21 protein-coding genes are annotated in these 23,811 nt (G+C 74.1%); 16 read left to right on the forward strand and 5 right to left on the reverse strand.

All coding sequences use genetic code 11. The features are described from left to right. Positions 1–147: 147 nt before the first annotated feature. Entirely contained in the window at positions 148–1,359 is a 1,212-nt protein-coding gene (locus tag AB0M97_RS12490) for a helix-turn-helix domain-containing protein (RefSeq protein ID WP_365960780.1), read from the reverse strand. 96 nt (positions 1,360–1,455) lie between these two features. On the opposite strand from AB0M97_RS12490, the gene AB0M97_RS12495 reads away from it, so the two are divergent. Then, positions 1,456–3,486 carry a DUF6350 family protein gene (locus tag AB0M97_RS12495; protein ID WP_365960781.1) on the forward strand — a complete coding sequence of 677 codons (2,031 nt, stop codon included), beginning with the start codon at positions 1,456–1,458 and terminating at the stop codon, positions 3,484–3,486. 22 nt (positions 3,487–3,508) lie between these two features. Here AB0M97_RS12495 and AB0M97_RS12500 read toward each other — a convergent pair whose 3' ends face one another. Beyond that, entirely contained in the window at positions 3,509–4,294 is a 786-nt protein-coding gene (locus AB0M97_RS12500; protein WP_365960782.1) for a hypothetical protein, read from the reverse strand. 337 nt (positions 4,295–4,631) lie between these two features. Here AB0M97_RS12500 and purN point away from each other — a divergent pair, with 337 nt between their 5' ends. Both purN and purH read left to right on the forward strand, forming a co-directional pair. Then, the gene (purN, locus tag AB0M97_RS12505) at positions 4,632–5,270 is read left to right on the forward strand and encodes a phosphoribosylglycinamide formyltransferase (RefSeq protein ID WP_365960783.1); all 639 of its coding nucleotides are present in this window, start codon (positions 4,632–4,634) and stop codon (positions 5,268–5,270) included. Continuing rightward, complete coding sequence (gene purH, locus AB0M97_RS12510) at positions 5,267–6,835, forward strand: bifunctional phosphoribosylaminoimidazolecarboxamide formyltransferase/IMP cyclohydrolase (RefSeq protein WP_365960784.1); 1,569 nt, start codon at positions 5,267–5,269, stop codon at positions 6,833–6,835. The genes purN and purH overlap by 4 nt, the downstream gene beginning before the upstream one ends. A 64-nt stretch (positions 6,836–6,899) precedes the next feature. On the opposite strand, the gene AB0M97_RS12515 is transcribed toward purH, so the two are convergent. Continuing rightward, positions 6,900–7,280 carry an ATP-binding protein gene (locus AB0M97_RS12515; RefSeq protein WP_365960785.1) on the reverse strand — a complete coding sequence of 127 codons (381 nt, stop codon included), beginning with the start codon at positions 7,278–7,280 and terminating at the stop codon, positions 6,900–6,902. Further along, positions 7,277–7,483, reverse strand: a complete 207-nt coding sequence (locus AB0M97_RS12520; protein WP_365960786.1) for a hypothetical protein — start codon at positions 7,481–7,483, stop codon at positions 7,277–7,279. Before AB0M97_RS12520 ends, AB0M97_RS12515 begins: the two co-directional genes overlap by 4 nt. Before the next feature lie 124 nt (positions 7,484–7,607). On the opposite strand from AB0M97_RS12520, the gene AB0M97_RS12525 reads away from it, so the two are divergent. Next, the gene (locus AB0M97_RS12525; protein ID WP_365960787.1) at positions 7,608–8,462 is read left to right on the forward strand and encodes a helix-turn-helix transcriptional regulator; all 855 of its coding nucleotides are present in this window, start codon (positions 7,608–7,610) and stop codon (positions 8,460–8,462) included. After that, the gene (locus tag AB0M97_RS12530; protein ID WP_365960788.1) at positions 8,440–8,637 is read left to right on the forward strand and encodes a DUF397 domain-containing protein; all 198 of its coding nucleotides are present in this window, start codon (positions 8,440–8,442) and stop codon (positions 8,635–8,637) included. Before AB0M97_RS12525 ends, AB0M97_RS12530 begins: the two co-directional genes overlap by 23 nt. 64 nt (positions 8,638–8,701) lie before the next feature. Here the strand turns inward: AB0M97_RS12530 and AB0M97_RS12535 are convergent, their stop codons facing one another. Beyond that, positions 8,702–9,283 carry a hypothetical protein gene (locus AB0M97_RS12535; RefSeq protein ID WP_365960789.1) on the reverse strand — a complete coding sequence of 194 codons (582 nt, stop codon included), beginning with the start codon at positions 9,281–9,283 and terminating at the stop codon, positions 8,702–8,704. A 290-nt stretch (positions 9,284–9,573) separates the two neighbouring features. Between AB0M97_RS12535 and AB0M97_RS12540 the strand changes: the two genes are divergently transcribed. The 11 genes from AB0M97_RS12540 to AB0M97_RS12590 all read left to right on the forward strand — a co-directional run bounded on the left by AB0M97_RS12540 (position 9,574) and on the right by AB0M97_RS12590 (position 23,811). After that, complete coding sequence (locus tag AB0M97_RS12540; RefSeq protein WP_365960790.1) at positions 9,574–10,428, forward strand: bifunctional methylenetetrahydrofolate dehydrogenase/methenyltetrahydrofolate cyclohydrolase; 855 nt, start codon at positions 9,574–9,576, stop codon at positions 10,426–10,428. Between the two features lie 160 nt (positions 10,429–10,588). Beyond that, positions 10,589–11,023, forward strand: coding sequence for a DUF3017 domain-containing protein (locus AB0M97_RS12545; protein WP_365960975.1), 435 nt, complete (start codon positions 10,589–10,591; stop codon positions 11,021–11,023). Positions 11,024–11,285: 262 nt separating this feature from the next. Beyond that, positions 11,286–12,659, forward strand: a complete 1,374-nt coding sequence (locus tag AB0M97_RS12550) for a DUF2690 domain-containing protein (protein ID WP_365960791.1) — start codon at positions 11,286–11,288, stop codon at positions 12,657–12,659. A gap of 405 nt (positions 12,660–13,064) precedes the next feature. Beyond that, positions 13,065–14,054, forward strand: coding sequence for a malate dehydrogenase (locus tag AB0M97_RS12555; RefSeq protein ID WP_365960792.1), 990 nt, complete (start codon positions 13,065–13,067; stop codon positions 14,052–14,054). Positions 14,055–14,304: 250 nt separating this feature from the next. Beyond that, positions 14,305–16,044, forward strand: coding sequence for a hypothetical protein (locus tag AB0M97_RS12560; protein ID WP_365960793.1), 1,740 nt, complete (start codon positions 14,305–14,307; stop codon positions 16,042–16,044). 2 nt (positions 16,045–16,046) lie between these two features. Continuing rightward, positions 16,047–16,397, forward strand: coding sequence for a hypothetical protein (locus AB0M97_RS12565; protein ID WP_365960794.1), 351 nt, complete (start codon positions 16,047–16,049; stop codon positions 16,395–16,397). A 10-nt stretch (positions 16,398–16,407) separates the two neighbouring features. Then, positions 16,408–17,415 (forward strand): hypothetical protein, encoded by a 1,008-nt coding sequence (locus AB0M97_RS12570; protein ID WP_365960795.1) that lies wholly within the window; start codon positions 16,408–16,410, stop codon positions 17,413–17,415. Between the two features lie 167 nt (positions 17,416–17,582). Next, positions 17,583–19,112 (forward strand): aldehyde dehydrogenase family protein, encoded by a 1,530-nt coding sequence (locus tag AB0M97_RS12575; RefSeq protein WP_365960796.1) that lies wholly within the window; start codon positions 17,583–17,585, stop codon positions 19,110–19,112. A 78-nt stretch (positions 19,113–19,190) separates the two neighbouring features. Next, positions 19,191–20,720 (forward strand): GMC oxidoreductase, encoded by a 1,530-nt coding sequence (locus AB0M97_RS12580; protein ID WP_365960797.1) that lies wholly within the window; start codon positions 19,191–19,193, stop codon positions 20,718–20,720. After that, on the forward strand, positions 20,720–21,868 hold the full coding sequence (locus AB0M97_RS12585; RefSeq protein ID WP_365960798.1) for a glycine betaine/L-proline ABC transporter ATP-binding protein: 1,149 nt from the start codon (positions 20,720–20,722) through the stop codon (positions 21,866–21,868). The genes AB0M97_RS12580 and AB0M97_RS12585 overlap by 1 nt, the downstream gene beginning before the upstream one ends. Further along, positions 21,868–23,811: an ABC transporter permease subunit gene (locus AB0M97_RS12590; protein ID WP_365960799.1), complete on the forward strand. Its 1,944-nt coding sequence runs from the start codon at positions 21,868–21,870 to the stop codon at positions 23,809–23,811. The genes AB0M97_RS12585 and AB0M97_RS12590 overlap by 1 nt, the downstream gene beginning before the upstream one ends.

Genomic DNA, 23,811 nt, shown 5'->3' on the forward strand with positions numbered 1-23,811 from the left:
GATACCCCGCCCCACACGACAACGTCGGTCTCCACGACCACAACTGGATCGTGAAGACCGACGTCACGCTCGGCCCGGATTAACCAACAGCGTCCCACACCTGGGGACGGGCCCGTCGTCGTGTCCGCACGGTCGGGTCGGTACGGGTCAGCCGGGCAGCGGCGTCAGCCGTTCCGGCCCGTTCGTCAGCTGCGCCCGCAGCCGGCCGCGCAGTTCCAGTTCCGCCTGCGACAGCGGGCCCGGCGCGACCCGCGGCGGCACCCCGCGCACCGTCGCGCCGGGCGGCACCGGCGGCTCGTACCGGGTCGGGGCCGTCCGCAGCGTGAGCGCCGTCGTGCCGATCAGGGCGACCGTGAACGCGATCGCGGCGCGCGTCCAGAACTGGGCCCGGCGCTCGCTGCTCCAGCGCACGCGCGGCGGCTTGGCGGCGCGCAGCCGCTCCGCGGAGGCCAGTTCGGCGAGCCGCTGGTGCAGCAGGTCGGGGTCGGACAGTTCCGGCAGCCGCGCGGCGACGGCCTCGCGCGCGTACAACAGCCGGTTGGCTGCCGCGAGCGTGGTCGCCTCCGTCTCCGCCGCCGTCTCGGGCAGGCCGAGGCCGACCCCGTCGTACAGCAGGAGCGTGCGGCGGTACGGGGGCGGGAGGGTGAGCAGGATGTCCAGGAGCACGCGGGCCGCCGGGTCGGCGGGCGGCGGTTCGGGGTGCCGGTGGCGGGGGCGGTAGCGGTGCCAGGGGGACAGCGCGTACTCGTACGCCGTCGCGCGCACCCAGCCCGCCGGGTCGCGGTCGCGGGCCACTTCGGGCCAGCGTTCCCAGGCGACCTGGAAGGCCCGCTCGACCGACTCGCGCGCCAGTTCGCGGCGGCCGGTCAGCAGGTACGCCTGCCGCACGAGAGGCGGCGCGCAGAACGCGTACAGCGCGTCGAAGGCCTGAGCGGGCGTCAGCGGCGGTGGGGCGTCCGGGCCGGGGTCCGGTTCGGGGTCCGCCTCGGCCGCGACGGGCGGCGGCTCCTCGGCCCGTACGGCGGCGGGGGCGGCGGCCGTGACGGTGTCGGCTGCGGCCGTGGCGGCCGGGGCGAGCCCGGGCGGCGGGTCCGCCGGCACCGCCTCGGCCTCAGGCTCCTGACGGGACGTCGCCTGGACCCGAGCCTCGGCCTCGGCGGCGGCCAGGCCGCGCAGCAGTTCCGCGTACGCCTCCCGTTTCCGGCCGCGCGGCTTGGTGCGGCCGGTCTCCCACGCGCGCACGGTCTCGCGCGGGACGCCGAGCCGCGCGGCGAGCTGAGTCCGCGTCAGGGAAGCGGCCTCGCGCAGGCGTCGGCGTTCCCTGGCCGAGGGGAGCGGGATGGCAGAGCTCCGCGTCACAGGTCACCCCTTCGCACGAAAAAGAACATAAACTTATATTGAGCGACACATCCGAGTATCGCCTGATACGTCGGAAAAGCGCGTGTCGTTGGCAGCATGGCGGGCGTGACCGAGACGACCGCTCGCCGACCATCGCTGCCGTCCCTGCGCGCCCGGCTGCGCGACCGTTCCCCCGGACTGACCGCGGGCCTGCTGGGCGGGGCGCTCGCCGCGGGTCTTGGGCTCGGTTCGTCCGCTGTGCCGGTGATGGTGCTGTGGATCAGCTCCCCCTACCCCGACAGCGGGCCCGACGGCGCGCTGCACGTCGCCGCCGCGCTGTGGCTGCTGGCGCACGGCGCGGAACTGGTCCGCGTCGACACGCTCTCCGGTGCGCCCGCCCCGATGGGCGTCACGCCGTTGCTGCTGCTGGCGCTGCCGGTGTGGCTGGTGCACCGCGCGGCGCGCGACGCCACCGACAGCGGCGACGGCGGGCCGCTGCTGCCCGCCCGCTCTGCCTGGGCGGGCGTCGTGCTCGGTTACCTCGCCGTCGCCGCCGCCACCGCGGCCTACGCGGCCGGGGGCCCGCTGCGGCCGGCGTGGCCCTGGACGTGCGTGTGCCTGCCGCTGCTCGTCGCGGCCTCGGCCGGGTCCGGGGTGTGGACGGCGTACGGCCGGCCGCACAGGCCGGTGGAACGCGCGCTCGGCGTGCTCCCGTCCGTGCTGCGGGGCCTGCTGATCGGGCCCGACGGCCGCTCCGGCGTGGCGGCCCGCGCCGCGGCGGCCGGTACGGCGGTGCTGGTCGGCGGCGGGGCGCTGCTGCTCGCGGTGTCACTGGTGTGGCACGGCGGGGCGGCCCGGGCGTCGTTCCTCCAGCTCACGGAGGGGTGGTCTGGGCGGTTCGCGGTACTGCTGCTGGGGCTGGCGCTGGTGCCGAACGCGGCGGTGTGGGCTGCGGCGTTCGCCCTCGGCCCCGGCTTCCTCCTGGGCACCGGCCATCTCGTGACCCCCCTCATCACGGCCCCGGCCCCGCTCCTGCCCCCGTTCCCGCTCCTGGCAGCCGTACCGGACGCGGGCCGGGGGACACCCCTGACCTGGGCGACCGCGGTGGTGCCGATCCTGGCGGGCATGACGGTGGGCTGGTTCACGGCGGCGGCCGGGACGGCGGGGGGCGGGCCACCGGACGGCTCCGGGGCGGGCCGGGCCGAACCCGGTACGGCGACCGGGGCCGGCCGGGGCGGAACCGGCCCGACGACCGGCCGGCGCACGGCACTCGCGGCGAGCGGCCTACGGACCGAACCCGATACGGCGACCGGGATGGGCCGGGGTGGTTCCGGTACGGCGGCCGGGGCGGGCCGGGGCGCCACCGGTACGGCGGCCGGGCCCGGCCGGGGTGGTTCCGGTACGGCGGCCGGGGTGGGCCGGGGCGGCGCCCATCCGGCGAGTGGTCTTACGCGCGGTGACGCGCCGGACGCCGGTCCCTGGTCACCCGGGCGGACCGCCGCCGCTGCCGGGCTCGCCGCGCTGCTGTGCGCGGTCGTGCTCGCCGCCCTCGCCGCCCTCGCGGGTGGCGCGCTGGGCCATGCCACCCTCGCCCGGTTCGGGCCGGTGTGGTGGCAGACGGGCGGCGCGGCGCTGCTGTGGGTCGCGGCCACCGCCGTGCCCACGGCGGTGGGGGTACGGGCCTGGCGGCGCCGCGAGCGGGTGCAGCAGCCCGCGGTGCCCCGGCAGGGCACGCAGGAGTCCGGTGACACCGGGACGCGGGCGGGGCGGCACCGACACGGGTGGCGGCTCGCCCTGCGCGGCCGGTTCCCGCGCCGAGGGGCGGCGGGAACAGGCGCGGCGGGCACCGGGACGCCGGCACGGGACGACCTCACCCCGTACGAGCCCTACGACCAGGACGGCCTGACCCCGTACGCGCCCTACGGCCAGCTCGACACGTACGGCCCGCTCGACAGCGACAGCGGCAGGGACACCCACGACGGCGACGGCGAGGGCGAGGGCGATCTCTTCCAGCCGTACGACTTCCTCCCGCACGACCCGCCCCGCGACCCGGACCCCCGTCCCGCCCGCCCGACGGGGGAGACGGCACCCGGCCCCCCGGCTTCAGCCGGCCCGGACCACGTGGACCCCGGTGACAAGGGGCCCTGAGAACCGCGGCTCGGCCCCGGTCTCAGTCGCTCGTCCCCAGGAACCCCCGCAGTTCCTTCGGCAGAAGGTCGGCGCACTCCTCCTTCGCCTGGTTCGTGAGGGCGTCGTTCGTGCACGTGTAGTAGTCGCTGTAGACCAGCTGGGCCGTGAACGACGCGGCGACCAGGGCGAGCGCCAGGGAGCCCGTGACCAGGCCGCTGATCGCGGCCGTGGTCTGGGGGCGGCCGGACTGCTGGTCCGGCGCCGCGCGGTCCGGGTCGGGCGTGCGCGGCTTGGCGCGCAGCGTGCTGATGCCCCAGTACAGGGCGAGCGCGCCGAGCAGCAGCGCCACGTACGGCCAGCTGAACAGGGCGAAGAAGAAGGCCCACATGCCGCACAGCAGCGCGTAGCGGGCGCGCCGCTGGACGGGGTCGGTCGGGTCCCAGCGCGGCCCCGCGGCGGGGCCGCCGCCCGGGCCGTCCTGGCCGGACGTGCCGGGGCGCTCGCCGAAGCCGCCGCCGGAGCGGCCGGGCTGGCGGTCGCTCCACTGCCGGCCCCAGGGGTTGCGGCCACCGCCGTCCCGGGAGCCGTCGCCGCCCTCGCTGTCGTCCGACGGGTGCCGGGGCTGCCAGGGGCGGTCGGGCGTGCCCTCCGGCGGCGGTGCGAACGGGTTGTCGTCCTGGGTGCGGCCCTGCTCGTCGCCGCCCTGCCCGCCCGAGGGCGCGTCCGGCGGCGAGGCGGGGCGTTCCCGCAGGAAAACGCCGCTGCGCTCCCCTCCCTGCGCCGACGGCCGGGGGAGCGTGAGGAGTCGCGGGCTGCGGTCCGGCATCAAGTGAGCGTCTTCCCCTTGGTGACGTGGTGAACCACGACTGATCGATACGACTGGCGGACGACCGAGCCGGAGCTGTTCCGCCGGCTCTCCCGGCCGGGGTCGTCCCTCCGAGAACGCCTCGCGTCCCGACGGCGTTCCCGGACCGGCTCCTCCCAGACGCTACCTTCCGGCCATCCCCCCGTCCCACGGGGGCGGCCCGGTGTGCCGGTATCGTTGCTGACGGTCGGCCGCTTCGTAGGCTTCCCCGTATCCGGAACCCCGAAGCATTCGTATGAATATACAGAGCGCTGTGCGAGCCGACCCGTACGGACGCTCCCCGAGAAAGGGCCCCACCGTGGCCGCCAAGCCCGTGGCCGAGCGTGCCAAGCGCCTCGTCGTGCTGGTCTCCGGATCAGGCTCCAACCTCCAGGCGCTGCTGGACGAGATCGCCGCCGCCGGTGCCGGGGCGTACGGAGCCGAGGTGGTCGCCGTCGGCGCCGACCGCGCCGGCATCGAAGGGCTCGCCCGCGCCGAGCGCGCCGGGGTGCCGACCTTCGTGTGCCGGGTCGGGGACCACGCGACGCGGGACGAGTGGGACGCGGCGCTCACCGAGGCCGTCGCCGCCCACGAGCCCGACCTCGTCGTGTCGGCCGGGTTCATGAAGATCGTGGGCAAGCGGTTCCTCGCGCGTTTCGGCGGGCGGTTCGTCAACACCCACCCCGCCCTGCTGCCCAGTTTCCCGGGGGCCCACGGTGTACGGGACGCGCTCGCGTACGGCGCCAAGGTCACCGGCTGCACCGTCCACTTCGTCGACGACGGCGTCGACACCGGGCCGATCATCGCGCAGGGCGTGGTGGAGGTCCGGGACGAGGACGACGAGAGCGCTCTGCACGAGCGCATCAAGGAAGTCGAGCGAAGGCTGCTCGTCGATGTCGTGGGGCGGCTCGCCCGCAACGGCTATCGCATTGAGGGACGAAAGGTAGTTATCCAGTGACCGCCACCGCCGAGAGCACCAAGCGGCCCATCCGTCGCGCGCTGGTCAGCGTCTACGACAAGACCGGTCTCGAGGACCTCGCGCGCGGGCTCCACGAGGCCGGCGTCGAGCTGGTCTCCACCGGGTCCACCGCCTCCCGCATCGCCGCCGCGGGCGTCCCCGTCACCAAGGTCGAGGAACTCACCGGCTTCCCCGAGTGCCTGGACGGCCGGGTCAAGACCCTGCACCCGAAGGTGCACGCGGGCATCCTCGCCGACCTGCGGCTGGCCGACCACCGGCAGCAGCTCGGCGACCTCGGCGTCGAGCCGTTCGACCTGGTGGTCGTCAACCTGTACCCGTTCCGGGAGACCGTCGCCTCCGGCGCCTCGCCCGACGAGTGCGTGGAGCAGATCGACATCGGCGGCCCGTCGATGGTCCGCGCCGCCGCCAAGAACCACCCGTCGGTCGCGGTCGTCACCAGCCCCGCCCGGTACGGCGACGTCCTCGCCGCGGTCGCCGGCGGTGGCTTCGACCTCGTCACCCGCAAGCGGCTCGCCGCGGAGGCCTTCCGGCACACGGCCGCGTACGACGTGGCGGTCGCCTCCTGGTTCGCCTCCGAGTACGCGCCTGCGGACGACTCGCGGTTCCCCGACTTCCTCGGCGCCACCTGGGAGCGCGAGCACACCCTGCGCTACGGCGAGAACCCGCACCAGCCCGCCGCCCTGTACGTCTCCGGGACCGGCGGCCTCGCCGAGGCCGAGCAGCTGCACGGCAAGGAGATGTCGTACAACAACTACACGGACACGGACGCCGCGCGCCGTGCCGCGTACGACCACGACGAGCCGTGCGTGGCGATCATCAAGCACGCCAACCCGTGCGGCATCGCCATCGGCGCGGACGTCGCCGAGGCGCACCGCAAGGCGCACGCCTGCGACCCGCTGTCGGCCTTCGGCGGCGTGATCGCGGTCAACCGCCCTGTGTCGCGGGAGATGGCCGAGCAGGTCGCGGAGATCTTCACCGAGGTGATCGTCGCGCCGGACTACGAGGACGGCGCCCTCGAAGCCCTCACCAAGAAGAAGAACATCCGCGTGCTGCGCTGCCCCGAGGGCCCGGCCGCGCCGGTCGAGGTCAAGCCGATCGACGGCGGCGCGCTGCTCCAGGTCACCGACCGCCTCCAGGCCGACGGCGACGACCCGGCCCACTGGACCCTGGCGACGGGCGAGGCGCTCTCCGCCGCGGAACTGTCCGACCTCGCCTTCGCCTGGAAGGCCTGCCGGGCCGTCAAGTCCAACGCGATCCTGCTCGCCAAGGACGGCGCCTCGGTCGGCGTCGGCATGGGCCAGGTCAACCGCGTCGACTCCGCGAAGCTGGCCGTCGAGCGGGCGGGCGCCGAGCGCGCCCGGGGCGCGTACGCGGCCTCGGACGCGTTCTTCCCGTTCCCCGACGGCCTGGAGATCCTGACCGGGGCCGGCGTGAAGGCCGTGGTCCAGCCGGGCGGTTCGGTCCGCGACGAACTGGTCGTGGAGGCCGCGCGGAAGGCGGGCGTGACGATGTACTTCACGGGGACGCGGCACTTCTTCCACTGAGCGGTACGGCACGGGGGCCCGCCGGTTCATGACCGGCGGGCCCCCGTGCCGTACCACCATGCGTTCAACGGCCGGGCGGCCAGGGCAGCTCGGCCCACACGGTCTTGCCCGCGGCCGTCAGCCACACGCCCCAGCGCAGGGCGACCGCGTCGAGGAGCAGCAGGCCCCGGCCGCTCTCGTCGTCCTCAGCGGGGTGACGTGCGACGAGCCAGGCGTGCGCGTCGGGATCGCTGACCTCCAGGCGGACCAGGCCGTCCGAGGTGCGCAGCAGGCGGACGGTCACCGGGGTCCCCTCACCGACGTGCCTGATCACGTTGCTGAGCAACTCACTGGCGCAGAGCTGCACCTCGGGGCAGGGCACGCCCAGGTGCTCGCGTACGGCGCGGCGCACCTCGGACACCGCCTTCGGCAGCGCCGGCAGTTCCAGGGTGAGCGGTGGGGTCACTGGCCGGCCGCCTTGCGCAGGGCGGCGGTCAGGGCGCGGGCCGTCTCCGCGTTGCAGTTGCCGAGCGCGACGAGGGGCGGCGTGGGGTACGAGGACGCGAAGGTCGGCAGGTCCACGCCGAGCGAGGGGAGCGTGATGCCGTTCGCCGCGAGGGCGGCGCGAAGTTGTTCGACGCAGGCCGTCGTGACGTCGTGGGGGTGCATGGGGGTACGCCTTTCTGCGGCATGTGCGTTCCGTGATGAACCGCTCACAGAGTGACGCCGGGTCCCTTACCGTGGAAGGGGTTTCGGGTGCGCATGAGCAAGTGAGAAACGGCGGTGGTGGCTGGTGCCCGCGAAGAAGGACCCCGACGCGTCCACGAGTGTCCCGTGCTTCTACGGCGCCGAGTTGCGCTATCGGAGGGAGCAGGCGGGGCTGACGCTGGAGCAGTTGGTGGAGGGGAGTTTCCGGGGGATCTCGTTCCTCAGTCAGATCGAGCGCGGCGAGCGGGGGATGCCGCTGGACTTCGCCCGGCACGTGGACGAGCGGCTGGGGACGGACGGGTTCTTCGAGCGGAGGTGTGAAGACGCGGCCAAGGCACGGCGGTCGGGTATCGCCGCCCACTTCGCGGATGTCGCCGAACTGGAAAAGCTGACGCGGACCATCGAGGACTGGGCTCCGATCCTGGTCCCCGGGCTGTTGCAGACGAGGGCGTACGCTGAGGCGATCGCTCGGTCGGCGATGCCGCGAGCCTCGGAAAGCGATATCGAGGCGGTCGTAAAGGCTCGTCTGGACCGGGCGAGCCTCTTCACCAGCGAGGCGCCGCCGAAGTTCTGGGCGGTGCTCGACGAATCGGTGATCCGGCGACGGGTGTTGCCCCCTGCGGGAATGGCCGAACTGCTGGGTCACATCGCCGAGGTGATCAGGACCACGAGGTCCATTGTGCAGATCGTCCCGCAAAACGTCCCGGCCCATCCGTTCATGATGGGGTTGACGCGCATCATGACGTTCTTCGACGCCCCTCCCCTGGTGTACACCGAAGGACTGCACAGCGGCCAAGTCATCGACTTTCCCGCCCTCGTGATGGAGTACCGCGAGTCGTACGATCTGCTCAGGGCCGCCGCACTGCCGCCGGAGGCGTCCCTGGCCATGATCGAGGCAGCAGCGGAGGAATGCCGGAATGAAGCCCAACAGGACCACTGACCTGAGCTCCGTGCAGTGGCGCAAGAGCAGTTACAGCAGCGGAACCGGCGGTGAGTGCGTCGAGGTGGCCGACAACCCCCCCGGCGTCATACCCGTCCGCGACTCCAAGTCCCCCGAGGGCCCGGTGCTGGTGTTTCCTGACCGCGCCTGGTCCCTCTTCGTCGCGTCCCTCTGAACGCGCCAGGGCCGTGTCCCCCTCGTCCGGGGAGACACGGCCCTTGGACTGCGCGGCGACGGAGTCAGTAGCGCGGGCGGTTGAACCACGCGCTGCCCGCCGCGTTGCCGACGAACACCGCGATCAGGATGGCCAGCACCGTGTGGACCAGGCCCACCAGGATGAACGGGTAGAGGCCGAGGATGGCGGTGATGATGCCGAAGACCAGCGTGGTGATGCGCAGGCCGTTGCCGCCCTTGCCGAACTTGACGGCCAGCACGAGCGCGAACACCCCCCACGCCAGCGCGAACGCGGTCAGCGCCCATAGCATGCCGGACGAGTAGTCGGCGAGCTGCTGGAACGCGGGCTCGTCACGCAGCGTCGCGTCGTCCTTCGCGGCCTCCACGCTCGCGGCGCTGAACGCGAACAGGGCCACGCCTATGAGCTGGAGCCCCACGATGACCCACAGCAGTACGCGCGCCGTGCTCACCGTGCCCGGCATGGACGTCGGCGCGGGGGCGCCGTGGTAGGGGCCGACCGGCGGGGCCGACGGATAGCCGTACCCCTGCTGGGGGTGCTGGGGCTGCTGCGGGTAGCCGTAACCCTGGTTGTGCGGCTGCTGTCCGGGCGGGGGCCCGTAGGGGTTGTTCGGGTCGCCGTAGCTCATGGCGGTCCTTCCTCGGAGGTGCTGCTGTGCGGGGACGCGCGGCACGGCCTCGGAGGAATGTCTACAGATGCGGTCCGTCCCCCCGGTTCTGCCCGCGGCACTGTCCGCTCATCGTTCTTGACCGGTACTTTCTTGTCCAGCCTCGTCCAGGCGTATTCACCAGGTGTTGTGCAAGTGCAACATCGCTGATCATGCCCGGACACAGGGGGACGGACGGCGCGGTGTCCGCTCCGTGGTCGGATCGGCGGCCGGATTGGAACCCGAGGGCGGTCATCCGCGAGGATGGGGCCATGACCGCCCAGATTCTCGATGGCAAGGCCACCGCAGCCGCGATCAAGTCCGACCTGACCGCCCGCGTGGCGGCGCTGAAGGAGAAGGGCGTCACGCCCGGCCTCGGCACGATCCTGGTCGGCGAGGACCCCGGCAGCCAGAAATACGTCGCCGGAAAGCACCGCGACTGCGCCCAGGTCGGCATCGCGTCCATCCAGCGCGAGCTGCCCGCCACGGCCACGCAGGAGGAGATCGAGGCGGTCGTCCGCGAGCTGAACGAGGACCCGGCCTGCACCGGCTACATCGTCCAGCTGCCGCTGCCCAGGGGCATCGACGAGAACCGCATCCTCGAACTGATGGACCCGGACAAGGACGCCGACGGCCTGCACCCGATGAACCTCGGCCGCCTCGTCCTGAACGAGCCGGCCCCGCTGCCCTGCACCCCCAACGGCATCCTCACCCTGCTGCGCCGTCACGGGGTGGAGATCAAGGGCGCCGAGGTCGTCGTCGTCGGCCGCGGTGTGACCATCGGCCGGCCGATGCCGCTGCTCCTCACCCGGCGCAGCGAGAACGCCACCGTGACCCAGTGCCACACCGGCACCCGCGACCTGTCCGCGCACCTGAAGCGCGCCGACATCATCGTCGCCGCCGCCGGTTCCGCCCACCTGATCCGGCCCGAGGACGTCAAGCCGGGCGCGGCCGTCCTCGACGTCGGTGTCTCCCGCAACGCCGAGGGCAGGATCGTGGGCGACGTCCACCCGGGCGTCGCCGAGGTGGCCGGCTGGATCTCCCCGAACCCCGGCGGCGTCGGCCCGATGACCCGGGCACAGCTGCTCGTCAACGTGGTCGAGGCGGCGGAGCGCAGTGTCGGCTGAGCGGGACACCCGGGACGCCGGAAGCACCGGGACCCCCGGGGACGCCGGAAGCCCTCGGGACGCCGGGAGCACCGACGACCTCGCGGCTGCCGGGGACGCCGGGGCCGGCGAGGGCTCGCGGAGCGCCGCGCGCAGCGAGGACCGGGCGCCCGAGGACGTCATGGTCCGCGACGCCGTCAGCGCGCCCGACGCCGAGGGCAGGCCGCGGCGCACCACCCGGCGCTTCCCGCTGTTCACCCGGGACACCGCACGCCCCGAGGGCGGCGGCCGGGCGGCGTCGAGCGACGCCCCGGCCCCGGCCCGGCAGTGGCCGATACTCGCGGTGCTGTTCCTTGTCGGGCTCGGCCTGCTGCTGACCGCCCTGGACGTGTTCCGCTACGGCACGCTGCTGATCGGGGCGGCCCTGCTGACCGGTGCCGTACTGCGCTGGCTGCTGCCCGGCGTCGGCATGCTCGCCGTGCGGTCCCGCTTCACGGACATCGCCACGTACGGCGGGCTCGGCCTGGTGATCGTGCTGCTGGCGATGATGGCCCAGCCCGATCCCTGGCTGGAGATCCCGTTCCTGAAGGACACCCTGCACTTCACGGTCAGCTGACGCCCGGCCCGTCGTCCGCGGGACGAAACGGCGGCCCGTCCTCTCCCCCGAGCAAGGGCGGGCCGCCGCCGTGCTCCAGACTCGTGCACCCGGAAGCGCCTGTTCAACGCCTGTCCGCGCGCTGTGGCACGGAGGTGACGGTTCCGCTACGTCCCGCGCACGCCCGTTCCCGGAGGGCCGGCGGGGGCAGCCGCCGGTGGGACACTGGCCCGGCGCGCGGGGGGAACGACCAGCACGACCGGGGGAAGAGAAGGGGGGAGCAATGCCTCGTTGGGAGGCCTTGCCGGAGGAACTCGATCCGCAGATGAAGGAGTTCACGAGCCGGCTGCGGCGGCTCGTGGACCGCAGTGGGCTGAGCATCGCGGCGGTCGCCGACGGCACGGGCTACAGCGAGACGTCCTGGGAGCGTTACCTGAACGGCCGGCTGCTCGCGCCCAAGGGCGCCGTCGTGGCACTGGCCGAGGTCACCGGCACCCGTCCCGTCCACCTCACCACCATGTGGGAGCTGGCCGAACGCGCCTGGAGCCGTTCGGAGACGCGTCACGACACGACCATGGAAGCGATCCGGATCTCGCAGGCGCGGGCGGCGCCCGGCGAGTTCGGCGGACCCCCCGCGGGCGACGCGAACGGTGGCGGGAGCGGTGGCCGCAGGGACAGCGGCAGGACGGCCCGCAAGGGCGACAGCGCCACGGCCTCGCCCGGCACGCCCGGACCGGCCGGGGCGGCCGCACCGGCCAGGACGGCGGGAACGCCCGGGGCGGCAGGGCGGACCGGGGCGGCGGGAACGCACGGGGCGGCAGGGCGGACCGGGACACCCGGGGCGCCAGGACGAGCCGGGGCGACGGGAACGCCCGGGGCGGCCGGATCGGCCAGGGTGCCTTCCGTCGACGGTGGCGGGGACGCGCCGGGCGGTGTCGCCGACGCGCGCCCCGTCAACTCCTGGGGCGTCGCCCCCGCCCACCGGCCCCGGCCGGGCGGACGCCCCCCGGGCGGCGCACCCGGCGGATGGCCCGCGACCGGCCGCCCGGCCGTGGGTGGCCGCCCGGTGGGCGGTCCCGGTACGGCCCCGGCGACCGGGGCGACGTACGGTGAACTGCCGCGCGCTTCCCGGCCCGGCGGCGCGGGTTCCGCCGCAGGCGGCGGCAGACGGCGGCTGACGACGCTCCTCGCGGGCGTCGTCGGCGTGCTCGTGGTGGCCGCGGGGGCGTTCTTCTTCCTGGACATCGGCGGCGGCGAGGGGGACGAGGGCGCGGGCCCCGCCCCGTCGCCGTCCGCCACCACCGAGGCCGCGCTGCCGCCCGGCGTGAAGTGCAGCGGCGCCGACTGCACCGGCAAGGACGCGGAGACCATGGGGTGCAGCGGTGCGCACGTGACCACCGCCGCGTCCGCGACCGTCGGCACGACCGTCGTCGAGGTCCGCCACAGCAAGACCTGCGGCACCGCGTGGGGCCGCGTCACCCAGGCCGCCCAGGGCGACGAGGTCAGCGTGGCGGCGGGCGGGGCCGAGCAGTCGGACAGCATCACGCAGGCCGGTGACACCGGCGCGTACACCCCGATGGTCGCCGTGAAGGACGCGGCCCGGGCCAAGGCCTGCGTCACCCTGGCGGCAACCGGCGAGAAGGGCTGCACGCGGTAGGCCCCTGACAGAGCCCGCGCAAGGAATTCCGGTTCGGCAGGCATGGGCGGCCCCCGCACCGGGCACGCGAACGGTACCCCCACGGGAGTCCGGCACGGTCGGTTTCCCCCCTCGGCGGTCGCCCGTCCCCCTCTCCCGGACGGGCGGCCGCCGCTTGATGTCGCGGCGCGTACGCGCCCGTGACTCTGTGGGGTGGGCCACACCGACCCGGCCGTGCGCCGTCGCGGATGCGCGATAGCCTGACCGCTGGATCTCTCTTGACGCCAAGAGATCGATCATTCGAACCGGTGATCGATCATCGCGGCCGAGGGCGCCGACCCCCGCGAACCGGGAGGCCGGCGGCGGGGATCCCGCAAACCCCCGGGGCAGCGACGCCCCACCGCCAGCTGTCATACGGAGAACGCCATGACCCGCACTCCCGTGAACGTCACCGTCACCGGCGCGGCCGGCCAGATCGGTTACGCCCTGCTCTTCCGCATCGCCTCCGGCCAGCTGCTCGGCGCGGACGTGCCGGTCAAGCTGCGCCTGCTCGAGATCACTCCCGCCCTGAAGGCGGCCGAGGGCACGGCGATGGAGCTGGACGACTGCGCGTTCCCGCTCCTTCGGGGCATCGACATCACGGACGACCCGAACGTCGCGTTCGACGGCGCCAACGTCGCCCTCCTCGTCGGCGCCCGCCCCCGCACCAAGGGCATGGAGCGCGGCGACCTGCTGGAGGCCAACGGCGGCATCTTCAAGCCGCAGGGCAAGGCCATCAACGACCACGCCGCCGACGACGTCAAGGTCCTGGTGGTCGGCAACCCGGCCAACACCAACGCCCTGATCGCCCAGGCCGCCGCCCCCGACGTACCGGCCGAGCGGTTCACCGCGATGACCCGCCTGGACCACAACCGCGCGCTGACCCAGCTCGCGAAGAAGACGGGCTCGACGGTCGCCGACATCAAGCGCCTGACCATCTGGGGCAACCACTCCGCCACCCAGTACCCGGACATCTTCCACGCCACCGTCGGCGGCAAGAACGCCGCCGAGGTCGTCAACGACGAGAAGTGGCTGGCCGAGGACTTCATCCCGACCGTCGCCAAGCGCGGCGCCGCGATCATCGAGGCCCGCGGCGCGTCCTCCGCGGCCTCCGCCGCCAACGCCGCCGTCGACCACATCCACTCCTGGGTCAACGGCACCCCGGAGGGCGACTGGGTCTCCATGGGCATCCCGTCCGACGGCTCCTACGGCGTGCCCGAGGGCCTCATCTCGTCCTTCCCGGTCACCTGCAAGGACGGCACGTACGAGATCGTCCAGGGCCTGGAGATCAACGAGTTCTCCCGCACCCGCATCGACGCCTCCGTGCAGGAGCTCGCCGAGGAGCGCGAGGCGGTCCGCGGTCTCGGCCTCATCTGAGCCGACTCGGTCTCCCGCGCTCCCGCGCCGTCCCCAGGGCCCCGCACCGGTTCCGTCCGGCGCGGGGCCCTGCGCGTGCCGCGCGCCCGCCGTCACCTGCGTGGCCGAAAGTCACCCTTACGGCCGGTGCGCGGGCGCTTCCCGGGCCGACCCCTGGCAAACCGGTTCTGCCGGAAGATGCCGGTCCCCTATGCTGATGGGTCTTCAATTGCCCTGGCACCAGCGGCATTTCGAGCATCGGGGGAGTGGCGTGAGCACCACACACGTGCCGCAGCAACCACAGCACACGGGCGCGCCGCCGCCCGACCTGCCGCCCACGCCGCCGCACGCCAGCGAGGCCACCCGGCTGCTGTGCGCGGGCGCCTACCTCGACTCCGGCTACCGCGACCGGGTCATCGACCAGCTCTACCTCAACGAACAGCGCATCGTCGCCCCGTCGCTCGGCTTCGACGCGGCCCGCGTCCTCGCCCACGCGTTGCGCGCCCGGCGCCAGGAGCTGCTGTGGTCGGCGGCCATCATCGGCCTGTGGGTGGTGGGCATGCCGCTCAGCGGCTGGCTGCTCGCCGGGTTCGTGGGCCCGAGCCTGCTGCTCGCCCTCGCGCCGTGGATCCGCGGCCACGGCACCCGGCCGCCCCTGTACCGGCGGATCCCCGCCTTCCTGGTGCGTGTGGCCGGCCGCGTCCTGATGGTCGCGGCCGTGTTCCTCATCCTCGGTGCCGCGTTCGGCGGCGGCTCGGACGACGACTCCGGGTACGGGTCCTCGTACGACTCCTACGACTCCTCCGGCCCGCAGGAGGTCACCGATGTGCTGTTCCCGGGCGACGGCGGGCTCGGCGGTTCGGTCGAGGCGTGGCAGGCCTGGCTGGGCATCGGCGTGTTGGTGGCCGTCGGGTTCTGCGCGTCGGCGCAGCGCGGCCAGTTCGCCCGCGCCCTCGCCTCCGAGCTGTCCCCGCAGCGCTTCCCGGACGCCGCGGGCGACCCCGCCGAGCAGGCCGACGGGCCGCGGTTCCAGCGGCTGATGCACCGCATCCGGCTGGAACAGCACGCGCCGCTGATCATGTACAACGAGGCACATCCGTTCTGCGGGGCCGGCATCGAGCACGAGACGTGGGTGCTCGCCGTGGAACTGCGGCCGGACGAGGACGAGGAGCAGCAGCCGCTCAGCAACCGCCTGATCCTCGAGCGGATCCGGCCGCTGCTGGAACAGCTGCGGGTGCCCGCCGAGTACGCCGGTCCCGGCGTGCGCGACCGGCTGCGCCGCCTGGAGATCGACGAGTGCGTGTTCCTGCCCGTCGAGGGCCTCCTCTCGCGCGACCAGGCGCCGTACACCCCGGAGGCGTTCGAGCACCACCGGGCGCGCGCCGTCGAGGAGGGCGGCGAGAAGCGCCGGCACTTCCTGCGCGTCCGCGTCGGCGGCTGGGAGGAGGAACTGGTCGTCACCGTCTTCGTACGCCTTCACACGCAGGGCCGGATGCTCATGCTGGAGATCGCCCCGCACGTGCTGACGCCGGTCCGCGCCGACTTCAAGGACGCCGACCGCACCTCGCACCACCTGCGCTCCAGCAACCTGCTCGGCAAGGTGGCCGCGGCGGCCGTCCTGGTGCCGGGGTCCGCGGGCCGCTCGCTGTTCTCGCTCGGCCGGGGCGCGGTGTACGCCTGGCGGGTGCTGACCGGCGGTCACGCGGGCGCGCTGCCCGACGGCCCGGCCCTGTCGGTGCGGGAACTGGCCTCGGCGCCCACCGGGTCCACCTTCCAGGAGATGGACGTCGCCCGGTACCTGCGGAGCATCCAGGACCGCATCGGGCACGGGGTGCGGCTGGCCCTCGCCGAGGCGGGCTACGAGACCGGCGAGTTCGTGCAGAAGATCATCAACATCAGCAACGGCGGCATCCACATCGGCCGCGCCGACCACTCCGCCTTCGCCTTCGGCGACAGCGCCCGAGCCCAGACCACGACCGACGGCCCCGCGCCGCAGAAGGGATCCGACTAGCGATGGCAGCCGACGAGCCGAACATCCGCATCGGCCGGGCCGACAACTCCTCCTTCGCGTTCGGCGCCCACGCCCGCGCCGAGACCCGCAACACGGGCGCCGGCCGCGACGAGGCCGCCGAGGAACTGCTGAAGGCCGTACGGGAACTGCGCGCCGACCTCACCCGGCTCCAGCAGAGCGAGCAGACCGCGCAGCTCGACGAGGCCCTCGCGGACACCGAGGGCGAGATCACCCGCACCGGCGCGGCGGGGGAGGGGCGCCTGCAGCGGCTGCGGGAGGCCCTCACGGACGCCCAGAACATCGTGACGCTGTTCGCGTCGGCCGCGGCCGTCGCCGGAATGCTGGGGATGTGAGAGGGCGGCGATGAACGGGGGAGCGCGGTACTGGAACGAGGACACCCAGCGCTGGGAGGACGGCACCGGCGGCGCCACCCCGGTCACCCCACCGCCCCCGCCGCGCCCGGAGTTCCTTCCGCCGCTGCCGGACGGGCAGCCCGGTGAGGCCCCGGCACCGGACGCGGGGGCGGGCGGGGCGCCGGACACCGGGACCGGGCCCGGCGGCTGGTCCGGGCCCGAACCGCCGGGCAGCGGCACGTGGCCGCCCGCCGACCCGGCGCCGCCCGTCACCCGGGGGCCGGACCGCCGCCTCGTGTGGGGCGTCCTCGGCGGCGCCGCCGCGGCCGGGGTCGCCCTCGCCCTGGTGCTGACGCTGGTCGTCGGCGACGACGGCGGGGACAGCACCCGCGACGGCACGTCCGCCGCCTCCGTGAGCGCCTCGCCCACCGGCGGCGCGGCGTCCGGCACGGACACCGCCGCACCGACCGGCGGCCGACCCACCGACGGCTCCGCCTCCCCGTCCGGCACGGCGCCCGAACTCCCCGCCGACTACGAGCTGCACACCGACACCGAGGGCTTCACGATCGCCCGCCCGCTCGGCTGGACGCGCGAGGCGGCGGCCTCCCAGCACGGCATGGACGTCGTCAACTACCGCAGCGCCGACGGGCACCACCGCCTCCAGGTGTACGAGGTGGCGGAGTCCTCGCCCGAGGAGTCCTTCGAGCTGTTCCTCTCCGACGAGACACCGAAGGCCAAGGGCTTCGACAAGGTCGCCCTGGAACCGCTCGAAGAGGGCGACGTCACCGGCATGCGGCTGGAGTACCGCGCCGACTCCTTCCGGAGCGAACCGGACGTCGGCAGCTGGCACGTCCAGGACGTGCGCTTCCGCTCACCCGCCGACGGCAAGCTGTACGCGATCGCCGCCTACGGCCCGCCCACCGACGGCACCGACCCCGAACTCGACCTCGTACTGACGGCCCTGGCGCACTTCTGCCCCCCGGGCACCACCTGCGACCGCGTCACCGGCCAGGACTGACCCGGCCCCCGCTCCCTTCGCCTCCGTTCACCGCCCGCCGTGACACAGCGCACTTCGGCCACGGATCGCGCATGCAATCCGGGGCCGGGGGCAGGCGCACCCGGTCCCGTGTGCGACTCCACGCGCGACACACGGGTGCTGAACAGGAACGGAAGGCAATGTCGACCATGGCGGACAGAACGGAACACAACGCGCTGGACGTGCGCAGAACCATTCACGCGGGGGGCGAGTGGCGGGAGGCGGTCTCCGGTGCCACGCGCGAGATCCTCGACCCCGCGGACGCCACGCCGTTCGCCGTGGTCGCCGAGGGCGACGAGAAGGACGCCGACCTCGCGGTCGCGGCAGCCCGGCACGCCTTCGACGAGGGCGCCTGGCCGCACACCCCGGTCGCCGAACGCGCCGCCCTGCTGCGCCGCGTCGCCGAACTCCTCGTGCGCGACCGGGAGAGGCTCGGCCTGCTGGAGAGCCGCGACGCCGGGAAGACCCTCGAAGAGGGCCGCGTCGACGTCGACTGCGTGGCCGACGCCTTCCGGTATTTCGCCGGCCTCGTCGCCGCCGAGGCGCCCGGCCGGGTCGTGGACGCCGGGTCGCCCGACATCCACAGCGTCGTCGTGCACGAGCCCGTCGGCGTCTGCGCCCTGATCACGCCCTGGAACTACCCGCTGCTCCAGGCCAGCTGGAAGATCGCACCCGCTCTCGCCGCCGGCAACACCTTCGTGATCAAGCCCAGCGAGATCACCCCGCTGACGACCGTCGCCCTGATCGAGCTGCTCGTCGAGGCGGGCCTCCCGGAGGGCGTCGCCAACATCGTCACCGGACTCGGCCACACCGTCGGAGCCCGGCTCGCCGAGCACCCCGACGTCGACCTGGTGTCCTTCACCGGCGGGCTGGCCAGCGGCACCAAGGTCGCCCAGGCCGCCGCCCCGGGCGTGAAGAAGGTCGCCCTCGAACTCGGCGGCAAGAACCCCAACGTCGTCTTCGCCGACGCCTGCGCCACCGACGACGGCTTCGACACCACCGTCGACCAGGCCCTCAACGCCGCGTTCCTCCACAGCGGCCAGGTCTGCTCGGCCGGCTCCCGCCTGATCGTCGAGGAGAGCGTCCGCGACCGGTTCGTCGCCGAACTCGCCCGCCGCGCCGAGCGGATCCGCCTCGGCCGCGGCACCGCCGAGGGCGTCGAGTGCGGCCCGCTGGTCTCCGAGCAGCAGCGCGCGAAGACCGAGGAGTACGTCGCCTCCGCCCTGGCCGAAGGGGCCGTGCTGCGCTGCGGCGGCAAGCGCCCCGAGCCGTCCGGGACGCGGCCCGCCACCGGCTACTTCTACGAGCCGACCGTCCTCGACCACTGCCACCGCGAGATGCGCGTCGTACGCGAGGAGGTCTTCGGGCCGGTCCTCACCGTCGAGACCTTCCGCACCGAGGACGAGGCCGTCGCCCTCGCCAACGACACCGAGTACGGCCTCGCGGGCGCCGTGTGGACCGCCGACGCGGGCCGCGCCCGCCGGGTCGCCGGCCGGCTGCGGCACGGCACCGTCTGGATCAACGACTTCCACCCCTACCTCCCGCAGGCGGAATGGGGCGGCTTCGGCAAGAGCGGAACGGGCCGCGAACTCGGACCGGCCGGGCTCGCCGAGTACCGCGAGACCAAGCACGTCTACCAGAACCTCGCCCCCAAGCCGGTGCGCTGGTTCGCGGGCTGACCGCGCCGCGCCCCGACTCCGCCCGTCCCCCCTTTCCGAGCCCACCGGGCTCCGCACGCCTCTGGAGCAGTACCTCCCATGGCCGAGACCACCCACGTCTACGACTACGTCGTCATCGGCGGCGGCACCGCCGGGTCCGTCATAGCCTCCCGGCTGACCGAGAACCCCGACGTCACCGTCGCCGTCATCGAGGGCGGCCCCAGCGACGTCGGCCGCGACGACGTGCTGACGCTGCGCCGCTGGATGGGCCTGCTCGGCGGCGAACTGGACTACGACTACCCCACCACCGAGCAGCCACGCGGCAATTCGCACATCCGGCACAGCCGCGCCCGCGTGCTCGGCGGCTGCTCCTCCCACAACACGCTCATCGCGTTCAAGCCGCTCCCCTCCGACTGGGACGAGTGGGAGGCCGCGGGCGCCAAGGGCTGGGGCGCCGTCCAGATGGAGGCGTACTACGCGCGCCTGAAGAACAACATCGTCCCGGTGGACGAGAAGGACCGCAACGCCATCGCCCGCGACTTCGTGGACGCCGCCCAGGCCGCGCTCGGCGTGCCGCGCGTCGAGGGCTTCAACAAGAAGCCGTTCACCGAGGGCGCCGGCTTCTTCGACCTCGCCTACCACCCGGAGAACAACAAGCGGTCCTCGGCATCGGTGGCGTACCTGCACCCGGTGATGGACGAACGCGCCAACCTGACGATCCTGCTGGAGACCTGGGCGTACCGGCTGGAGCTGAACGGCACCCGCGTCGAGGGCGTGCACGTGCGCGCCAAGGACGGCACCGAGTTCCTGGTCCGCGCCCGCAGCGAGGTCCTGCTGTGCGCGGGCGCCGTCGACTCGCCGCGGCTGCTGCTGCACTCCGGCATCGGCCCCGGGGAGCAGCTGGAGGCGCTGGACATCCCCGTCGTCCACGACCTGCCGGGCGTCGGCGAGAACCTGCTCGACCACCCCGAGTCGGTCATCGTCTGGGAGACCCACGGGCCGATACCCGAGAACTCCGCGATGGACTCCGACGCGGGCCTGTTCGTGCGCCGCGACCCCGAGCACCCGGGCCCGGACCTGATGTTCCACTTCTACCAGATCCCGTTCACGGACAACCCGGAGCGACTGGGCTACGGGCGGCCCGAGTTCGGCGTCTCCATGACGCCGAACATCCCCAAGCCCCGAAGCCGCGGCAGGCTGTACCTGACCAGCGCCGACCCGTCCGTGAAGCCCGCCCTGGACTTCCGGTACTTCACCGACGAGGACGACTACGACGGCCGCACCCTGGTCGACGGCATCCGCATCGCCCGCGAGATAGCGAGGACCGAACCGCTGGCGCAGTGGCTCAAGCGGGAGGTCTGCCCGGGCCCGGACGTCACCGGCGACGAGGAACTCGGCGAGTACGCCCGCAGGGCCGCGCACACCGTGTACCACCCCGCGGGCACCTGCCGCATGGGCGCCGCGGCCGACGAACTCGCCGTCGTGGACCCGGAGTTGCGCATCCGCGGCCTGGAGGGCATCCGTGTCGCCGACGCGTCCGTCTTCCCGACCATGACCGCGGTGAACCCCATGATCGGCGTGCTCATGGTCGGTGAGCGGGCCGTCGACCTGATCGGAGGTGGTGCGTGATGAGTACGACGACCCACGCCCGCGAGAACGCCCAGAACCCCGTCTTCTCCGTCGAGGGCCTGTGGAAGGTCTTCGGCCCCAAGGCCCACCGGATACCCGCCGACCCCGAACTGGCCGGACTGGACGCCGCCGAGCTGCGCACCCGCACCGGCTGCACGGCCGCCGTCCGTGACGTGACCTTCGACGTCCGCAAGGGCGAGGTCTTCGTCGTCATGGGCCTGTCCGGCTCCGGCAAGTCCACCCTGGTGCGCTGCCTGACCCGGCTCGTCGAGCCGACGGCGGGCCGTATCGCCATCGACGGCGAGGACGTCCGCGCCATGGACGGGTCCCGGCTGCGCGCACTGCGCAGGCACCGCGCCGCGATGGTCTTCCAGCACTTCGGCCTGCTCCCGCACCGCACCGTCCTGGACAACGTGGCGTACGGCCTGGAGATCCAGGGCCTCGGCCGGGCCGAGCGGCGCGCCCGGGCCGCCGAGGTCGTCGCCAAGGTCGGCCTGGAGGGCATGGAGCACCGCAGGCCCGCCCAGCTGTCCGGCGGCCAGCGCCAGCGCGTCGGGCTGGCCCGCGCGCTCGCCGTCGACCCCGAAGTGCTGCTGTTCGACGAGCCGTTCAGCGCGCTCGACCCGCTGATCCGGCGCGACATGCAGGAGGAGGTGATCCGGCTGCACCGCGAGGAGGGCCGCACGATGGTCTTCATCACCCACGACCTGAACGAGGCCCTCCGCCTCGGTGACCGCATCGCCCTGATGCGCGACGGCCGGATCGTGCAGCTCGGCACGCCCGAGGAGATCGTCGGCTCGCCCGCCGACGACTACGTCCGCGCGTTCGTCCGGGACGTCCCGCGCGAACAGGTCATGACGGTCCGCACCGCGATGCGGGCGGCCTCCGCCGAGGAGGCGGGCAACGGCCCCGCGGTGGCCCCGGACGCGACGGTCTCCGAGGCCATCGAGGCCGTGGCGCGGGCGGGCACCTCCGCCCGGGTGATGGACGGCGGCCGGTGCCTGGGCGTGGTCGACTCCGACGCCCTGCTGGACGTGGTCGCGGGCGTCGCCCCGGCCCGCCCCGCCGCCGTGGGGACCGTCCCGGCGCTGCCGCTGCCGCGCAGGACACGCAAGCGCCCGGCCGGCGCCACCGAGGAGCCGGTGTGATGGCGACGATCACCGCGCCGACGCCCAGGACGTCACCGCCGGGCATCCTCACCGGCCCGGCCGCACGCAAGCTGCTCGCCCTCGCCGTGCTCGCGGCGGTCCTCGTCCCCCCGGCCACCGCCACGTGGGGCGGCGCCATCTGGCCCGCCGCCCTCACGGTCGACCTCACCGGGCCGCTCGGCCGCACCAGCGACTGGATCATCGACCACCGCGACAGCCACCCGCTGTTCCTCCACTTCTTCGGCCACGTCAGCAACGCGGTCGTCGTCTCCGTACGCGCCGTCTACCTCGGCCTGCTCGCCGTGGGCTGGGCCGGGGTCACCGCGATCGGCGCCCTGATCGCCTGGCGCGTCGCGGGCGTCCGCCTGGCCGCCGGCACCGCCCTCGCGTTCCTCACGTGCGGGGCGCTCGGCATGTGGGTGCCGACCATGCAGACCCTCGCGCTGATGGCCGTCGCGGTCACCGTGTCCGTCGCCGCCGGCGCCCTGCTGGGGCTCGCCGCCGGGCTGTCCGACCGGATGGACCGGGCGCTGCGACCGGTGCTGGACACCATGCAGGTGCTCCCGGCCTTCGCCTACCTGCTGCCCGTCGTGCTGGTCTTCGGCATCGGCGTCCCCGCCGCCGTCCTGGCCACCGTCGTCTACGCCGCCCCGCCCATGGCCCGGCTCACCGCGCTCGGCCTGCGCGGCGCCGACAAGGAGGTGCTGGAGGCCGTCGAGTCGCTCGGCTCGACCGCGTGGCAGCGCCTGCTGACCGCGCGCATCCCGCTGGCCCGCAAGGAACTCCTGCTCGGCGTCAACCAGGCGATCATGATGGCGCTGTCCATGGCGGTCATCGCCTCCGTGATCGGCGCGGGCGGCCTCGGCGACCGCGTCTACCAGGCGCTCGCCTCCGTCGACGTGGGCGCGGCGCTCGCCGCCGGCATCCCGATCGTGCTGCTGGCCGTCGTCCTGGACCGGGTGACCGCCGCGGCCGGCGCCGGACTCGGCGAGGACCCGAAGCCGCGCCTGCACGGGGTGCTCGCCCTGGCGGGTGCCGTGGCCGTCGCGGTCGCCGGGCGCCTGACGGGCCGCCTGGAATGGCCCGGCGCGTGGAGCGTCGACATCGCCGAGCCCGTCAACCGGGCCGTCGACTGGATGACCGGCCACCTGTACTCGGGTGTGCCCGTCGTCGGCGGCACCGCCGACTGGGCGGGCGGCTTCACCACCTGGGTCCTGGACCCGCTGCGGGACGGCCTGCTGTGGCTGCCCTGGTGGGCCGTGCTGCTCGCCGTCGCCGTGCCGGCCTGGCTGATCGGCACCTGGCGCACCGCGCTGACCGCCGTGCTCGCCATGGCCGCGACCGGTGTGCTCGGCGTGTGGAAGCCGTCCCTGGACACGCTGTCCCAGGTGCTGGCGGCCGTCGCCGTCACCCTGCTGCTCGGCTTCGCCACCGGCGTCGCCGCCGCCCGCAGCGACCGCTTCGAACGGCTGCTGCGGCCGGTGCTGGACGTGTTCCAGACGATGCCGCAGTTCGTGTACCTGATCCCGGTCGTCGCCCTGTTCGGCGTCGGTCGCGCCCCGGCCGTCGCGGCGGCCGTCGTGTACGCGCTGCCCGCCGTCGTCCGCATCACCGCGCAGGGCCTGCGCCAGGTCGACCCGGCCGCCCTGGAGTCGGCCCGCTCGCTCGGCGCGACCGGCGCCCAGCAGCTGACGCAGGTGCAACTGCCGCTGGCCCGCCCGGCGCTGCTGCTCGCCGTCAACCAGGGCGTGGTCCTCGTCCTCGCCGTCGTCATCATCGGCGGCCTGGTCGGCGGCGGCGCCCTCGGCTACGACGTCGTCTTCGGCCTCGCCCAGGGCGACCTGGCGACCGGTCTGGTGGCCGGTGCCGCCATCGTCTGCCTGGGCCTGATGCTGGACCGGGTGACGCAGCCGACCGGACGCCGCACGAAGAAGGGAGCGTGA

Source organism: Streptomyces sp. NPDC051207, assembly GCF_040682395.1.
Classification (GTDB): Bacteria; Actinomycetota; Actinomycetes; order Streptomycetales; family Streptomycetaceae; genus Streptomyces.

What these genes read in the sequence shown, in the direction of transcription:
- AB0M97_RS12495 (WP_365960781.1), top strand. Translation starts at nt 1,456, where the DNA reads ATGGCGGGCGTGACCGAGACGACCGCTCGCCGACCATCGCTGCCGTCC.
- AB0M97_RS12500 (WP_365960782.1), bottom strand. Translation starts at nt 4,294, where the DNA reads ATGCCGGACCGCAGCCCGCGACTCCTCACGCTCCCCCGGCCGTCGGCG.
- AB0M97_RS12520 (WP_365960786.1), bottom strand. Translation starts at nt 7,483, where the DNA reads ATGCACCCCCACGACGTCACGACGGCCTGCGTCGAACAACTTCGCGCC.
- AB0M97_RS12530 (WP_365960788.1), top strand. Translation starts at nt 8,440, where the DNA reads ATGAAGCCCAACAGGACCACTGACCTGAGCTCCGTGCAGTGGCGCAAG.
- AB0M97_RS12535 (WP_365960789.1), bottom strand. Translation starts at nt 9,283, where the DNA reads ATGAGCTACGGCGACCCGAACAACCCCTACGGGCCCCCGCCCGGACAG.
- AB0M97_RS12540 (WP_365960790.1), top strand. Translation starts at nt 9,574, where the DNA reads ATGACCGCCCAGATTCTCGATGGCAAGGCCACCGCAGCCGCGATCAAG.
- AB0M97_RS12545 (WP_365960975.1), top strand. Translation starts at nt 10,589, where the DNA reads ATGGTCCGCGACGCCGTCAGCGCGCCCGACGCCGAGGGCAGGCCGCGG.
- AB0M97_RS12550 (WP_365960791.1), top strand. Translation starts at nt 11,286, where the DNA reads ATGCCTCGTTGGGAGGCCTTGCCGGAGGAACTCGATCCGCAGATGAAG.
- AB0M97_RS12555 (WP_365960792.1), top strand. Translation starts at nt 13,065, where the DNA reads ATGACCCGCACTCCCGTGAACGTCACCGTCACCGGCGCGGCCGGCCAG.
- AB0M97_RS12565 (WP_365960794.1), top strand. Translation starts at nt 16,047, where the DNA reads ATGGCAGCCGACGAGCCGAACATCCGCATCGGCCGGGCCGACAACTCC.
- AB0M97_RS12570 (WP_365960795.1), top strand. Translation starts at nt 16,408, where the DNA reads ATGAACGGGGGAGCGCGGTACTGGAACGAGGACACCCAGCGCTGGGAG.
- AB0M97_RS12575 (WP_365960796.1), top strand. Translation starts at nt 17,583, where the DNA reads ATGGCGGACAGAACGGAACACAACGCGCTGGACGTGCGCAGAACCATT.
- AB0M97_RS12580 (WP_365960797.1), top strand. Translation starts at nt 19,191, where the DNA reads ATGGCCGAGACCACCCACGTCTACGACTACGTCGTCATCGGCGGCGGC.
- AB0M97_RS12585 (WP_365960798.1), top strand. Translation starts at nt 20,720, where the DNA reads ATGAGTACGACGACCCACGCCCGCGAGAACGCCCAGAACCCCGTCTTC.
- AB0M97_RS12590 (WP_365960799.1), top strand. Translation starts at nt 21,868, where the DNA reads ATGGCGACGATCACCGCGCCGACGCCCAGGACGTCACCGCCGGGCATC.